At 35.6% G+C, this 15,996-nt stretch carries 14 protein-coding genes; 9 read left to right on the top strand and 5 right to left on the bottom strand.

Annotated elements, in window-relative coordinates:
- Nucleotides 1–64 precede the first annotated feature (64 nt).
- The 4 genes from JOE44_RS22565 to JOE44_RS22580 all read left to right on the top strand — a co-directional run bounded on the left by JOE44_RS22565 (nt 65) and on the right by JOE44_RS22580 (nt 3,842).
- Nucleotides 65–634, top strand: coding sequence for a cob(I)yrinic acid a,c-diamide adenosyltransferase (locus JOE44_RS22565; RefSeq protein ID WP_079242890.1), 570 nt, complete (start codon nt 65–67; stop codon nt 632–634).
- The gene (locus JOE44_RS22570; protein WP_209787813.1) at nt 624–1,271 is read left to right on the top strand and encodes a thiamine diphosphokinase; all 648 of its coding nucleotides are present in this window, start codon (nt 624–626) and stop codon (nt 1,269–1,271) included. The genes JOE44_RS22565 and JOE44_RS22570 overlap by 11 nt, the downstream gene beginning before the upstream one ends.
- 178 nt (nt 1,272–1,449) lie before the next feature.
- Nucleotides 1,450–2,325, top strand: a complete 876-nt coding sequence (locus JOE44_RS22575; RefSeq protein ID WP_209787816.1) for a tyrosine-protein phosphatase — start codon at nt 1,450–1,452, stop codon at nt 2,323–2,325.
- 122 nt (nt 2,326–2,447) lie between these two features.
- Nucleotides 2,448–3,842, top strand: coding sequence for an arginine decarboxylase (locus JOE44_RS22580; RefSeq protein ID WP_209787819.1), 1,395 nt, complete (start codon nt 2,448–2,450; stop codon nt 3,840–3,842).
- Between the two features lie 178 nt (nt 3,843–4,020).
- Here the strand turns inward: JOE44_RS22580 and JOE44_RS22585 are convergent, their stop codons facing one another.
- Nucleotides 4,021–4,680: an HAD family phosphatase gene (locus JOE44_RS22585; protein WP_209787822.1), complete on the bottom strand. Its 660-nt coding sequence runs from the start codon at nt 4,678–4,680 to the stop codon at nt 4,021–4,023.
- Between the two features lie 186 nt (nt 4,681–4,866).
- On the opposite strand from JOE44_RS22585, the gene speB reads away from it, so the two are divergent.
- The 3 genes from speB to JOE44_RS22600 all read left to right on the top strand — a co-directional run bounded on the left by speB (nt 4,867) and on the right by JOE44_RS22600 (nt 7,630).
- On the top strand, nt 4,867–5,724 hold the full coding sequence (gene speB, locus JOE44_RS22590) for an agmatinase (RefSeq protein WP_209787824.1): 858 nt from the start codon (nt 4,867–4,869) through the stop codon (nt 5,722–5,724).
- Between the two features lie 69 nt (nt 5,725–5,793).
- A complete protein-coding gene (locus JOE44_RS22595; protein WP_209787827.1) occupies nt 5,794–6,636 on the top strand; it encodes a methylated-DNA--[protein]-cysteine S-methyltransferase in 843 nt (280 codons plus the stop codon).
- 385 nt (nt 6,637–7,021) lie between these two features.
- The gene (locus tag JOE44_RS22600; RefSeq protein WP_209789291.1) at nt 7,022–7,630 is read left to right on the top strand and encodes an alpha-ketoglutarate-dependent dioxygenase AlkB; all 609 of its coding nucleotides are present in this window, start codon (nt 7,022–7,024) and stop codon (nt 7,628–7,630) included.
- A 160-nt stretch (nt 7,631–7,790) separates the two neighbouring features.
- On the opposite strand, the gene JOE44_RS22605 is transcribed toward JOE44_RS22600, so the two are convergent.
- From JOE44_RS22605 to JOE44_RS22620, 4 genes are all read right to left on the bottom strand, one after another.
- A complete protein-coding gene (locus tag JOE44_RS22605) occupies nt 7,791–9,650 on the bottom strand; it encodes a CocE/NonD family hydrolase (RefSeq protein WP_209787830.1) in 1,860 nt (619 codons plus the stop codon).
- 261 nt (nt 9,651–9,911) lie between these two features.
- Entirely contained in the window at nt 9,912–12,665 is a 2,754-nt protein-coding gene (locus JOE44_RS22610; RefSeq protein ID WP_209787832.1) for a TonB-dependent receptor, read from the bottom strand.
- A gap of 94 nt (nt 12,666–12,759) precedes the next feature.
- Nucleotides 12,760–13,179, bottom strand: a complete 420-nt coding sequence (locus JOE44_RS22615; protein WP_209787834.1) for an SH3 domain-containing protein — start codon at nt 13,177–13,179, stop codon at nt 12,760–12,762.
- Between the two features lie 6 nt (nt 13,180–13,185).
- On the bottom strand, nt 13,186–13,677 hold the full coding sequence (locus JOE44_RS22620; protein ID WP_079242881.1) for a BON domain-containing protein: 492 nt from the start codon (nt 13,675–13,677) through the stop codon (nt 13,186–13,188).
- Nucleotides 13,678–13,897: 220 nt separating this feature from the next.
- On the opposite strand from JOE44_RS22620, the gene JOE44_RS22625 reads away from it, so the two are divergent.
- Together JOE44_RS22625 and JOE44_RS22630 are read left to right on the top strand one after the other, a co-directional pair.
- Nucleotides 13,898–15,148, top strand: coding sequence for a cation:dicarboxylase symporter family transporter (locus JOE44_RS22625; RefSeq protein WP_110367164.1), 1,251 nt, complete (start codon nt 13,898–13,900; stop codon nt 15,146–15,148).
- A 6-nt stretch (nt 15,149–15,154) separates the two neighbouring features.
- On the top strand, nt 15,155–15,877 hold the full coding sequence (locus JOE44_RS22630) for a phytanoyl-CoA dioxygenase family protein (protein WP_209787837.1): 723 nt from the start codon (nt 15,155–15,157) through the stop codon (nt 15,875–15,877).
- Nucleotides 15,878–15,996 lie beyond the last annotated feature (119 nt).

The following is a 15,996-nucleotide window of genomic DNA, read 5'->3' on the forward strand; positions in this document are numbered from 1 at the left end:
TAGGATAGGAACTAATTCCTACATTTTACTTTTTACATTGTACAAAAAAAAGTATTTTAGTACTATGAAAATTTATACAAAGACAGGAGATAAAGGCCAGACTGCATTGTATGGCGGAACAAGGGTTTCCAAAGCCAGCGCAAGAGTGGACAGCTACGGAAATATAGACGAATTGAATTCATTCATTGGGATTTCAAAAAGTCATATTGAAGATGAAGAAGTGTTGAGACAGCTGAAGAAAATCCAGTTTGATTTATTCACGGTAGGTTCAGAAGCTGCAACACCTGTAGATAAGCTGATGCTTGCCAACGGAAAATCACGCCTTCCGATTATTATTTCAGAAACTGAAATTGAAGAGCTGGAACAATGGATGGATGCCTTCGATGAAAAGCTGGAACCTCTTCAGTACTTTATCTTGCCAGGTGGTGGAAAATCTGCAACTTTTTTACATGCAGCAAGAACCATCTGCAGAAGAGCAGAGCGCTCATTGGTATTTCTGAATGAATCAGAAGAAGTACGCCCTGAATTGATTAAATATTTAAACAGACTTTCAGATTATCTTTTTGTGTTGGCAAGATACATTTCAAAACTGAACAACGAACCGGAAGAATACTGGAACCCGAATGAGAGATAAAGCATTACTTTTCATCAACGGAGAGGCTCCAAAATCATTACCCAATCCTGATAATTATGGTTTAGTTGCCTGCACAGACGGTGCTTTTCATTATTTAAAAAGAATGGGTTTTCCTCTGGATAAACTGAATTTTATATCCGGTGACTTTGATTCACACTCCGGATCAGATGAAGATATGTATGAAGGAAAATTTATCCTTACCTTAGATCAGGAAAAAACAGATTTTCATAAAGCACTGGAAATTATTCAGGAAAAAGGGTTTTCAGAAACTGATGTTTTTGGAGGAAGTGGAGGCGAGCAGGATCATTTTTTGGGAAACCTTACCGTTGCCTATGCATTCAAAGATCAGATGAACATTAAATTTTATGATGAATTTTCAGAGTATTATTTTATTCCCAATCATTTTACATTGAAAGGAGCGAAAAAAAGAATGATCTCTCTTTACCCTTTTCCATCGGTGAATAATATAACAACAAAAGGGCTTAATTGGCCTTTAACCAACGAAAATCTAAGCATCACATCAAGAATAGGAACCCGAAATTTTGCTGTTGAAGATGAGATTTCTGTAGAATATGAATCAGGTGATGTTTTGTTATTCGTAGGAGTCAGCGAAATAGAATATCCAACAATCTACTAAAGAATCAATTATCAATAGAAACGGGTTTAACCCATTTAAAAAAAGACTGTCATTAAACACCAATTACACCAATGTTTTTCACAAATGGCACGAATTTTTACATCAATAGAAACGGGCTTTAGCCCGTTTAATAAAAATAAATACATCCATTGGCTTTAGCCAAAACTTATTAAAAATATTGAATAAACTAATCAAAATATCAGTGTTCACCATTTCATTATGCTGCATAGTCTCATGTAAGACCCAGCATTTTGAAACACCCGAATATGGAAAAAATGAAACTGAAAAAGTAATTCATATTAAGAAAGTAACGAATTTCCGTACGGTAGGAAATATTAAAAACACAGAAGGAAGAACTTTAAGAGAAGGAAAGTTATACCGAAGTGCCCATCTTCATCAGCTTAAAAAGAAATCTTTTGATGATGTTGAAAAACTGGGGATCAAAGAAATTATTGACCTTAGGAATTCAAAAGAAATTACTCAGAAGCCGGATCAGCTGCCGGCAGAAACTGCATACAAAAAATATTCAGCGTTCGAAGATGAAGGAGATCAGTTGGCTCAGGCGAAAAAACTGGTTCTAAAAGGTAAAGTGAATGCTTCCGATGCCGATAAAAGAATGATTGATTTTTACCGTGAGTATGTGACGGAAAACCCCGAAACTATAAAAAGGATTATTACAGAAATTCTGGAATCTAAAGATCCGATTCTTTATCACTGTACAGCGGGAAAAGACAGAACGGGAATTATCACAGCATTACTTCTAACGATTCTGAAATTTGATAAAGAGACTATTTACAACGAATATCTTCTCTCTAATAATTATAGGAAAGATCTTGTTCAGAAGAGGCTTCGTCTTGCCAATACTTTACATTTTCTCTATCCGAAAATGGATTTACAGGTACTGGAAAAACTGAGCTGGGTTGAAAAAAGATATCTTGATGCTGCTTTTGGGGAGGTCAATAAAAAGTATGGTTCCACGGATGCTTATATTCAGCAGGCATTAGGGATTTCAGATGCTAAAAGGAGGGAATATATTCAAAAGTTTACGTATTGATTATCAGAGATAAATTTCTATAAGATTTAATATTGGGTGTTTATTTAAAATTATAATAATTTTAACACCTAAAAATGAAACTTTTTTAGCAATTTTGCATTTCTTAATTCACTTGTTTAGAAATGAAAATAAAGTACTCGGAACTTATTGATCAGACATTATATTTTCCTACAGAGGAATTTAATGTTTCTGAGAACAATTTGTTGTTTCACGACGTTCCACTGATGGACGTAGTTGAACAATTTGGCACTCCGCTAAAGATTAGCTATCTGCCGAGAATTTCTCAAAATATTCAGAAAGCAAAAAGCTGGTTTAAAGAAGCTTTTGAAAAAACCGAATATAGAAAGAATTATACCTACTGCTACTGCACAAAATCCAGTCATTTTAATTTTGTATTGGAAGAAGCATTGAAAAATGATATTTCAATAGAAACTTCTTCTGCTTATGACATGGATATTGTAAAGTCTCTTTATGAAAAAGAGAAAGTAGATAAAAATATTGAAGTCATCTGTAATGGTTTCAAAACTGATGATTATCTGGCAAAGATTTCAGATATGATCAACAGCGGTTTTGAAAATATTACTCCGATTCTTGATAATTACAGAGAATTGGATAAACTTACGGAAAGCATTGATTCTACCTTTAATATCGGAATCAGAATTGCATCAGAGGAAGAACCGAAGTTCGAATTCTATACCTCAAGATTAGGAATCGGATATAAAGATATCATCCCTTACTACAGCCAGAAGATCGCAGAACACCCGAATGCAAGATTGAAAATGCTTCACTTCTTCATCAATACCGGGATTAAAGATACTTCTTACTACTGGAATGAATTGTACAAATGTCTTCGTGTATATGCCCGTTTGAAGAAAATTGCTCCTGAAGTAGATTCACTGAACATCGGAGGTGGTTTCCCAATCAAAACTTCTTTGAACTTTGATTATGACTACCAGTATATGGTAGAAGAGATTGTTTCTCAGATCAAAAAATTCTGTGAAGAAGAAGGAGTGGAAGAACCTAACATCTACACGGAATTCGGAAGCTTTACCGTAGGGGAAAGTGGAGCGAACCTTTACAAAATTATCTCTCAGAAACGTCAGAATGACAGAGAAAAATGGAATATGATTGACTCTTCTTTCATGACCACTCTTCCTGATACATGGGCCATTTCAAGACACTTTATCATGCTTCCGCTTAACCGTTGGGAAGATACTTATGAAAGAGTATTCCTGGGAGGACTGACTTGTGATTCGGATGATTATTATAACTCAGAACAGCATACCAACGCAATTTATTTACCTGTTTTCAGTGATACAAAACCTTTGTATATCGGATTCTTCCACACGGGAGCTTATCAGGAAACCATCGGTGGATATGGCGGAGTACACCACTGTCTGATGCCTCAGCCTAGACACGTCCTGATTCAGAAAGATGAAAACGGCGAACTGCAATACGAAATTTTCCGTGAAAAACAGGAACCGGAAGATATATTGAAACTGCTTGGTTATAAATAAGACTTTAATCTGTCATTGTGAAGAACGAAAGTGACGAAGCAATCTCATCTTAATGTTTTAAAATTTAACCATTAAGTTTTTTATTAAGAATTAAGGAAAGTTAAGGATCTTCACTTCGTTCAGATGGCAAAGTACATACAAAACAAAAGCTCTCAGATTTTTCTGAGAGCTTTTTTATTTAAAAATATTTTGAAATTTTATCAAGTTCGAGATCTTCATAATCCGAGACTACAGTATCCGCTAAGGTGTAATCCTGATTTTTCGAATGTGGACTTCTGTATGCGGCACAGAAAATTTGCGCTCTGTGGGCTGCCAGGATTCCGTTGGTAGAATCTTCAATCACCATACAGTTTTCAACAGATTCTCCTGCCATTTCTGCTGCCAGTAAGAAAACTTCAGGATGAGGTTTTGATTCTTTTAAATCAGCACCGCTGATCTTTCCGCTGAAATATTGCTCTAACCCGAATTTTTCAAAAACCATATTGATGGTTACCATGGTAGCAGAAGAAGCCAGAATAAGCTTGAGGCCATTTTCGTGATAATGTTCAATCAGTTTCCTTACTCCGGGAATCAAATCAAATTCATCATCATTATAAAAATAATCTTTGAAATGAGATCTTTTAATCCCTGCAATGGATTCATAAGTCTGATTTAAATTGAATTCCTTAATCAGTGTTTCAGAAACCCTTTTGGTGGAAGCTCCGGTAAAAGAGGTGTATAAATCTTCGGAAACCGCAATTTCCAGTTCATCAAACGTTTTGAAATAAGCTTTTCTATGCAATGGCTCTGTATCTACAATCACACCATCCATATCGAAAAGAACAGCTTTTAAAGGCATATTATGAGTTTTGTACAAAAATAACTTTTAAAATTTAAACATTAAAATATTTAAAAATTTAAAAAATAGCATGAAGGTTAAAAATTCATAACACACCGTTCATCACTTATAACTCAAGGACTATTTTGTATCTTTGTGAAATCATTTAATCTTTCAATCATTTAATTTTTTAATTAATAATTATATATGAAAACATACGCAGGAATTCCCGAAGAAAACGCAACGTTAGAGAATTCGAAAGTAATGTTGGTAACTGTTCCTTATGATGGAACTTCAACATGGGGTAAAGGAGCTGATAAAGGTCCGGAATTATTCTTAAACGCTTCTGAAAACATGGAGCTTTATGATATTGAAACTCAAACAGAACCTTACCTACAGGGAGTTTATTTGGCAGGAGAAGTTTCTGAGAAATCCAGTCCGGAAGCAATGACAGAAGCGGTTTATCAGAAAACAAAAGAACTTTTGAACAATGAGGGTAAATTATTCACTCTTTTTGGGGGCGAACACTCTGTTTCTATTGGTTCTATCCGTGCGGTAGGAGAGAAGTTTGAAAACCTTACCGTTCTTCAACTTGATGCTCACACAGATTTACGTCCTGATTTCCATGGTTCTACATCAAACCATGCTTGTGCTGTTTTTGAAGCGAATCAGAAGCATAACTTAGTACAGGTGGGAATCCGTTCTATGGATGTTGAAGAAGTTGAATATTTACCGGAAGGAAGAGTATTCTTTGCTCACGAAATTGCGAACAACGAAAACTGGATCAACGATGTATTGGAAAAAGTATCAGGAAATGTTTATATCACGATTGATTTAGATGCTTTTGATCCTTCCATTGCTCCTTCTACAGGAACTCCGGAACCAGGAGGTTTACAATGGTATCCAACGCTGGAATTATTGAGAAAAGTATTTGAAAAATGTAATGTAGTAGCATTTGATATTGTAGAATTAATGGATTCTCCAATGGCTAAGCCAACGGCTTTCTTATCTGCGAAGTTATATTACAAAATGCTTGCTTACTACGATATTTATAACAACAACTAATATTCCGCAAGAATCGGATTTTTTCTGCCGTATATTCTTTGGAAATTTGTGAGGTAAAATAATAATACAATGTCCACACAAAGTCAGATAGATTATAACAGAATTGCCAAGGCGATAGAATATATCCAGAGCAATTTCAGGCTTCAGCCAAGTTTGGAGGAAGTGGCAGAGAATATTCACCTGAGTCCGGCCCATTTTCAGAAGATATTTACTGATTGGGCAGGAACAAGTCCGAAAAAGTTTTTACAGTTCATCAGTCTTGAACATGCTAAAAACTTATTGAAGGAAGAAAAAGCAAGCTTATTTGATACCGCTTACGAGACGGGATTCTCCAGTACCAGCAGGCTTCATGACCTGTTTGTAAAAATAGAAGGAATGTCTCCGGCAGAATATAAAAACGGCGGAAAAAGCCTCAGTATTCATTACAGTTTTTCTGAAAGTCCTTTCGGAAATATACTGGTAGCTTCTACAGAAAAAGGAATCTGCTACATGGCTTTTGAAAACGATAAAGAAACAGCATTAGGGGAGCTGAAACAGAAGTTCCCCAATGCTTCTTTTATTGAAAAACAGGATGCTTTTCAAATGAACGCACTGTCCATATTCGATAAAGACTGGACAAAACTCAATACGATAAAATTACACTTAAAAGGCACCGATTTTCAGCTTAAAGTATGGGAAAGCCTGTTGACAATTCCAATGGGAAAGCTGTCTACTTATGGCAGCCTGGCTGAAAAAATTGGAAACCCTAAAGCTTCCAGAGCGGTGGGAACAGCTATTGGAAGTAACCCTGTTGCATTTCTTATTCCATGCCACCGTGTTATTCAGTCTACCGGGCATCTTGGCGGCTACCGATGGGGAAGTGAAAGGAAGCAGCTGATTGTAGGTTGGGAAGGTTCACAGATGTACTCGTAACATATTTTTACGACAAAAGGCACAAAAGAATTTTGAGAGATGGGTAATAAGATTAAAAATTATCTGTTATAAAGTTCTCAAAAAGAAAATCAAAGATTTTCGAAGACTTTAGTGTACTTTTATGTATGAATCTTGTTACTTAAATGGTTTACTGTATTACAACTTTTGTGACTTTTACGGTTGAAAAATATTGATCCTTAAGTTTTGGCTAAAGCCAATGGATGGTTGAATTATTTTAATAAATGGACTAAAGTCCGTTCCTATTGATATAAAATTCGTGTCATTTGTGAAAAACATTGGTGCCATTTGTGTTTAAATATAAAAGACATCAATACATTTTACATTATACTTTTTACAACATAAAGCATTTAATTCTAAAACTATGATGAGTCTCTTCGAAGAAATATCAGATTATCCAATCAATATACTTCCACATGGTGGCACTGTTCATTATTATGGAAAAATTTTTTCAACAGAACAATCTGCCTTTTATTATGATTATCTGCTCAATCAGATTCCATGGGAAAATGATGAGGCATTAATCTTTGGAAAATTGATTTTAACCAAAAGAAAAGTAGCCTGGTTTGGAGAAAAAGCTTTTGAATATACCTATTCGAAAAGAACAAAATATGCCAAATTCTGGACTCCTGAATTATTAGAATTAAAAAAGAAGTGTGAAGAAGTTTCAGGGGAAACCTACAATTCATGTCTACTCAATTTATACCATGACGGAAGTGAAGGTATGGCATATCACAGTGATGGTGAAACAGATCTGAAAAAACATGGAGCAATTGCCTCTCTGACCTTTGGAGCGGAAAGAAAATTTTTATTCAAACATAAAACAACCCAAGAAAAGGCAGAAATATTCCTGGAAAACGGAAGTTTATTAATTATGAAAGGAACTACTCAGGACAATTGGCTGCACAGGCTTCCTCCAACCACAAAAGTGAAAACGCCAAGAGTAAATCTGACTTTCAGAACGATTGAGGAATAAAAAAATCTGGAATAGTCATTCATACTGCCTTTACTCCTGTCATCTGTGAAAATCTGTGTGATCAGTGGGAGATGAACAACTTAATCATCCGTAAAATTAAATCAGATTGCGACTGGCCATAAAAACAAAAAAAGCTGTTCAAACGAACAGCTTTTTCAATTTATTTTAAAACTTCAGCTTCAATGGAGCTGTCGTCATATACTTTAATAAATGATTTTGTATAATCTTCTTTGTTGGCAAAATTCGGATTATCCATAAATTTCTGCGGATTGATAGCGAAAAGCGGGAACCATGTACTGCTGATCTGAATCTGGATTTTATGTCCTTTTTTGAAAGTATGAACCACATCCTGAAGCCTGAAATTAACAGCTGTTTTCTGATTAGGAATCAACGCTTCTCCCTTTTCTTTTGTATTTCTGAATCTTGCAGGCATAATCTCACTTCTTACCATCTGGTGATAGTTCCCATAGATAACACCTTCTTTCTTCTCTGCAGGTTTGAAATCTTCAGGGTAAACGTCAATTAGTTTTACAGCAAAATCTGCATCTGTGGACGTAGAAGCAATATTCAGTTTAGCCATGATCTCTCCGGCAAATGTAATGTCGTCAGTAAGAACATCTGTTGTGAATGTTAATACATCAGGTCTTCCTACTGCAAACCTCTGATCTTCCGACATATAATTTTTAGGAGTGAAGCCGTTGAAATCTTTTAAATGATCTGAGCTTAAAACAGGATTGTTTGGATCACTGTAATATTCAGAATAGCCTTGCCCTGAAGCTTTTTTCAAGGTTTTATCTGCCAGATAGAAATTCACTTTCTGTGCATTTTTAGGGGGATAAGAAGCAAATTCTTTCCATTCTTTAGCACCGGTGTCATACATGAGTGCTTCAGGAAGTCCCGCATCTTCTTTGGTGTTGCCTTTCAGATAATGGTTGAAGAATTTTGTTTCAATATTTTTCTGGTAATAAGTAGCAATGCTGTCACCAAAATACGTTTCACTGTGGAAATGTTTTCCCTGTTCCTGAGACCATCCGCCATGTGAGAAAGGTCCCATTACAATTGTATTTTTGGCTTTAGGACTTGTTTTTTCAATCGTCTTATAAATATTCAGAGGACCGGAAAGATCTTCTGCATCAAACCATCCGCCAACGGTCATTACAGCATGGCTGATATTCTTCAGATGAGGAAGAAGACCTCTTTTCTGCCAGAATTCATCGTAGTTGGGATGGTTCATAATTTCTGTCATGAAGAAATTATTTTTGTAATATTTTTCATAAGCATCTTTCAGTGTGCCCATATCTCTGTAGAATTTCAGACCGTCTTCAGAAGTCTGCTTGATGAAAGAATCCATATACCAAGCCTGTTTTTCCGGCTGTGTTTTCTGAACCCCAAAAACCGGGAATGTTCTGAAATACCCCAGCATAAATCTTCCGTTGTGAAGAAAATCATCATTCCAGAAATCTGAAATAGGTGCCTGTGGTGAAGAAGCTACTAAAGCAGGATGCTGTGATAAGGTTCCTACAGCAGTATAGAATCCAGGATATGATGTTCCAAACTGGCCTACTTTACCATTGTTATCTTTAACATTTTTCAAAAGCCATTCGATGGTATCATATGTATCTGTACTTTCGTCAACATCTTTTTTGGTTTTACGCTCTACCTGTGGAGTCATATTGGTAAAAGTACCTTCACTCATATATCTTCCGCGTACATCCTGATACACGAAAATATACTTGTCTTTCATAAGGTAAGTGTTAGGGCCCACCTTTGTTTTATATTCACTCTCTCCGTATGGGGCGATGCTGTAGCAGGTTCTCTGCATCAGAAACGGATATTTATTTTTGTTTGTTATATCTTTCGGGATATACACTGCTGTGAAAAGTTTCACTCCGTCACGCATTGGAATATAAAATTCTTTCTTGGTGAAATTGTCTTTAACGAAAGTATCTTTCTGTTCCGTTTTCTGAGCTTTTCCAAGAATGAAAAAAAGAATACATAATACTGAAATATGGATTTTCATAAAAAAAATTTGCTGCTAATTTAAAAATAAAAATAGGTTTATCCGTATATCTTGTTTAAAAGGTTATGGGTATTTATTGGAATGAGTATTATGATAAACCACCCCGTAAAAAATTCTTTGAATTTTCGCCACCCCTCCTGAGGATGGGAATATTACGTCTTCATTTGTAATGGTGTTCGGGGTTGAATGTTAGGTTATTCATCAAAATAGCCGGAAAGATCCGGCCATTATCGAAAATATATATAAAAGTATGGTGTTGCTTTATTGCATTTTTTTACCTGCAAACTTATTCAGTTTCATGCTGATGGAAAACATGATGTATCGTTTCAGGATAAGGTCTTCACGGTCTTCGAAGTAAGAGTCTGTGATTGTTCTTCTCACACTTTGATTCTGATTTAAAACATCATAGATCTTCACTTTCGCTGTAAACTGCTTCTTATAGAATGAATATCCAAGACTGGTATTCCAGAAATAGAAATCTTTTTTAAAGCCCGGAGCAATATTGGAATTGGTATTGTATTCAAAATCATTTCCAAATACAAATCTGCCCTGAAGCATATAATTGGTAAGTTCCAGTTTTAATGACTGATTGGCTGTATTTACTGTATTAATATCATAATTGGTATAATTTGAGAAGCTGTATCCAAGTCTGTAAGAAGGTTTGATGGTCATTTTATCTTTAATTTCATAGGTAAGATTAAGGCCTGGGTTTAGATTATAAGAATTGCTGGTGAAAGATTGTCCATCAATAAAACCGTTATTGTAAGCATAATTCATGGTAAATCTTGGATTGATAATAAGTTTATTATTCTTCCATTTCAATACTTTACTGAAACCTCCGCCGGCATTGATGCTTTTATTTCCGCTTATGTTGTCATAAGTGATCACCTGTTTTCCTGCATTATCATACTTGGAAAAATTGATGATATCATTATTTCTGTATGTAAAACCAATATTGAAATAGTAGCTTAACTCTTTCACTTTATTATAATTATTGAAATACAGATAAAGATTGTTGGTCCAGGTATTTTTTAAGTTAGGGTTTCCCTGATAGGTAATCAAGGGGTTTGATTCATCTTTATACGGAGTCAGTTGTTCTGCGGTGGGGATGGTGAAGTTGGAATAGTTGTAAATGTTCAAGGTTTTCCCTTCACTCAACTGATAGTAAAGATTGACATTATATCCAGGTAAAACAAAATTTTTCTGCAGATCATATTGCTGTCCGTTGTAGATAGAATTTACTTTCATATCAGAGATGTCAAGGTTCATGGAAGCCCAGAAATTCAGTTTCTTTTTACTCAGCTGGTAAGTGAATTCAGGAGAGATCTGATTGATTCTCTGTTTCATATTGTTGGATAAAAGCTGATTGAATTTAGTATAATCTCCTGTAGTATTATCAAAATCGTTTACATTTCTCAAATCTCTGACAGATCTGTTTTCATATTTTACTTCAAAACTTACCCTTGCTGAATCAGAAACGGGTTCTGTATATCCGGCAGTGAAATTAAAACTGCTGTTCTGATTTTTGTTGTTAGCCAACTGGTCCCTGTTGTCCACTGTTGTTCCATTGGGTTGATAGAAGGTATTCTGAGACTGGTTCAGGTTATCTCTTTTAGATTCGGAGATGGAACTGTTTATATTGGCAGAAATCACACGTCCTTTTTTCTTGAACTTTCTTGAGAAATAAAGGTAAGGATTAAATGAATTATTTTCTGAATTATTGTTTGAATAAGCATTACTTTCATTCAGAAGGCTACCGTTATTTAAAGTAGATGACCGTGAATTATTAGAACTAAAGCTGCTGTTCCTGGAAAATCTCGGAGAAAGATAGATACTTGTCAGGGAATCCAGTGTAATTTTGGCTGAGGTATCAAAACTATATTGTTTGGATTCATTTTCTCCATTACTTTCAGAATTGGTCTGAAGAGTATAAGTGGGCAGAAGAGTAGATCTTGAAACTTTGGATTTTGTTTCTGTATTAGAATCGGTGTGCATCAGGCTGAAAGAATCCAGATCAGCATCTTTTCCCAGTTTATCACTGTAATTTAAGCCTATGGTGGTAGACCTTTGAATTCCTTTTGCACCACCTCCCTGATTATTTCCTGATGAAGAAACAGACCCTCCTCCCGTCCAGGAATTCCTCCCGTCACCCATACTGTCAAAGACATCATCTTTGGAAAATCCCTGTGAATTGATATTATTGGAAGAGCCAAGAATACTCACTTTCATATCTCCTTTGAAATAACTGGCCAATCCGCTTGCTTCATACCGCTTGTCTGATCCATATCCTACGGTAAGTCTCGTCAGTAATCCTTTATTTTTCTTTTCGTCAATATTAAAGTTGATTGTGGTATTCCGTGATTTGGCTGTTTTTCCGCTAAGTTCTTCCTCTTTTGTCTTGGTGGTGGTAAACTGAATATTCTTAATGATATCTGCAGGTAAGTTCTGGAGGGCAATTTTACCATCTTTATCAAAGAAAGGTTTTCCATTAATCATGATCTGATCCACCTCTTTTCCATTGACTGTAATTTTTCCCTCATTGCTGACCTCCACACCGGGAATCTGCTTCAGAAGTTCTTCAATTTTACTGTCAGGCCTTACTTTGATAGCGGCTGCATTGAATTCAATGGTGTCTTTCTTAATTTTTACAGGAGATACTGTAATTTTCACCTCATCAATGTCAGTAATGATGCCTTGTTTTTCAAGCTGAATTTCTCCCAGAGACAATGCCCGATCTATTTTCTCAAATTTTTTGGAGTAAGAAGATAATTTATCGGCATCAATTTTAAGAATGGAAGGTTCTTTTATTTCATCAATTTTCAGAGAGAATTTCCCTTCTTTATTGGTTGCCGTATAATTGATGATGGATGAATCTTTTTCTTTCAAAAGATAGACGGTGGAGTTTTCTATCGGCTTCTTTTCAGAATCGAATATTTTTCCGTCAATGTGTAGTTTTTGACCGTGCAGGATAATGACTGTGAACATCAAAGTCAATAGCAACAGAGTTTTCTTCATTAGTTCTTTTCAGAGCCGTAAAAATATAAAAACATCCCAAAGTTGGGATGTCTCTATGCTTTTTTTATAAAAATTTATTACTTTTTAATAAAAATTATGCTCTTAAATATCTTGAATAAGCATACCCTTCCTGACCGTCAGCAGTTTTTACTTTCCACCAGTCATCAGAAGTCTGCTCAATAAGAGTCACAGAAGAACCTTTTGCAGCTTTACCTACAACGGCAGCTTCAGTAGAAGGCTCCTGTCTGATGTTAAGATTAGATTCTTCCGTTGCTACCGTTAAAGAAGCTCCTGAAGAAAGACCTGCAACCTGTACATCAATATTGATATCTGAAGCAGAATAAGTAGAATCAATAGCTCCCAGAGCATTCCATACAGCATCTTTAGCCGCAGTATTGGAAGCATTTCCGGAAACATAAAGAATTCCGTCCTGCTCCTGAACCTGAAGATTTGAGATCCCTGCAGACTGTGCCGCTGAAACTACGCTTGAATATTTATCTTGTAATTCGCCCATTTTAAATTATTTTACGATTAGGTTGTTGTTATACTTTCCGATTTTCAAAGCATCTACAGATTCTTTGATTTTTCTAGCTTGTAAGCCGGAAACATTTCCTGTAAGAGTAAGCTGCCCGTTTACAACTTCTACTTTTACAGAAGGGAAATCCTTCACCGCATCCTGAACTTTTTTCTGAACAGCAGGATCTACAGCAGATGCTGTTTCAACAGGTGCTGCAGGGGTAGGAGCCGCTGCTATAGTAGACATATCCATTACATCTTTAACTCCGCTGATCGCTTTTAATTTTGCAATCATTGCGTCTTTAGACTGTTGATCTGCGAAAGTACCGCTTAAGTGAGCTACACCTTCTTTTACTTCAACAGAAGCATTGGGATTAGAAGTTACTATAGTTGTAGCCTGAGTCTGAAGGTCGGCATCAGAAACTTTCTTTTTACAAGAAATAGCACCGAAAGATACAGCTACAGCTAATGCAGCCATTGCAATAGTTTTTTTCATATTGTATATTTATTAATGTTGTTATACACTCAAATGTAATAATAAAATTTGTACCAAAAGAATAAAAATTCAATAAATGTTTCTTAATTTTTTTACAATATTTTCTAAACCAGGGATTTAATTTTCAGGGATTAAAAACTTAATCTAAAATTCATCCTGATAGAAGAAAATCTACTGTCAATTGAAAAACCATTATATTTGCGCAAATTGAACTATATATATGAAAGGACAGAATAAACTTTTTATAGCAATTATCATTGCTCTTCTTCTGGGAGTAGGAATTGGAGGTATTGTACACGTAAGCTATCCGGATAGTGCAGAACCTTTTTCCAAGAATATAAAACTGTTGGGAACGGTTTTTATCAGATTGGTACAGATGATTATTGCTCCATTGGTTTTTACGACATTAGTAGTGGGAATTGCCAAAATGAGTGATATCAAAATGATCGGAAGAGTAGGAACAAAAGCAATGCTTTGGTTTATTTCCGCTTCTCTGATTTCCCTTTTCATTGGGTTGATCCTTGTTAACTGGCTTGAACCTGGGCATGTTACAAAATTGCCAATTCAGGATGTTGCTTCTGCGGATGAACTTCTTAAAAGCAGCAAAAGTTTTTCTATGGAAGACTTTGTAAAACATATGATTCCTAAAAGTTTATTTGAAGCCTTTGCTACCAATGAAGTACTGCAGATCGTTGTATTTGCTGTGATGTTTGGAGTTGCCCTTGCTAATTTAGGAGAAGAATATGCTAAACCTGTAGTAAAGCTTTTTGATATCATTGCTCATGCTATTCTTAAAATGGTGGGATATATCATGTGGTTTGCTCCGCTTGGAGTACTGGGAGCTATTGCTGCAGTAGTGGCCACCAATGGTTTTGAAATCTTTAAAGTATATGCTATTTATTTAAGAGACTTCTTTTTTGCCATAGCCGTTCTTTGGCTGGTACTTTTGTTAGTGGGATATTTCATCTTAGGAAACCGTCTTTTTGATCTTTTAAAAAGAATTAAGGAGCCATTGCTGATTGCTTTCTCTACTACAAGTTCAGAAGCTGTATTCCCGAAATTGGTTGAAGAACTTGAAAAATTCGGGTGTAACAGCAGAGTAGTGTCTTTTATTTTGCCATTAGGATATTCATTCAACCTGGATGGAAGTATGATGTATATGACATTTGCTTCAATCTTTATTGCACAGATCTACGGAATTGAAATGACTCTTGGACAGCAGATCACGATGCTTTTGGTATTAATGCTTACGTCAAAAGGAATCGCTGGGGTTCCGAGAGCGTCTCTTGTAATTATTGTGGCAACATGTTCAATGTTCGGTATCCCGCCGGAAGGAATTGCTTTAATTCTCCCAATTGACCATTTCTGTGATATGGGTAGAAGTATGACCAACGTATTAGGAAATACACTGGCAACTACAGCAGTTTCTAAATGGGAAGGGCAATTGACTGAGCCGTTAGACAAAATTTAAATATCAATGAGTTTAAATAACTTAGAAAATCATAAAAGCCATATTGAAGAATATGGCTTTGCTGTTATCAATAATGTGTTTTCGCAGAAAGAGTTAGAGGATATCAATCTTGTTCTGAAAAATATAGACACTTCCAAAGAAAATTTCAGAAAGTCTGAAGACCTCTTTGCCATAAGACAGTTTTTAAAAGAAGTTCCGGAAATCAAAGACCTTGTTTTGAATGACAATATTCAGAAAGTGGTGAAGAAGATCTTCGGAGAAAAATATTTTGTGGTAAAAAGTATTTATTTTGATAAACCTGAAACCTCCAACTGGTATGTAGCCTATCATCAGGATCTGACGATTTCTGTAGATAAAAAACTGGAGTTAGCTAACTTCGGTCCATGGACAACCAAACAAAATCAGTTTGCGGTACAGCCTCCATTGAATATTCTGGAAAATATTTATACCATCAGAATCCATCTGGATGATACCGATGAAAATAACGGAGCACTGAAAGTAGTTCCAAAATCTCATGCAAAAGGTATTTACAGACCGGAAACCATCGACTGGACCATTGAAACAGAAGAAATCTGCAACGTTGAAAAAGGAGGAATTATGATCATGAAACCTTTAACGCTTCATGGTTCCAACCGAACAACGAACGGAAAGAAAAGGAGAGTGATCCACATTGAATTTTCTGATATGGAACTTCCGAAAGTCCTGCAATGGTCGGAAAGAATGAATTGATAAAAACCGCCCTTCGAATATTTTCGAAGGGCGGTTTTTATTGCTGGAAGATGGATGCTGGAAGAAGGAAGTTTCTGAAAGCCTAAGTACTAATATTAATCTATTTATTAAATTTTTGA

It is taken from the genome of Chryseobacterium sp. PvR013, assembly GCF_017833095.1.
Lineage (GTDB): Bacteria > Bacteroidota > Bacteroidia > Flavobacteriales > Weeksellaceae > Chryseobacterium > Chryseobacterium culicis_A.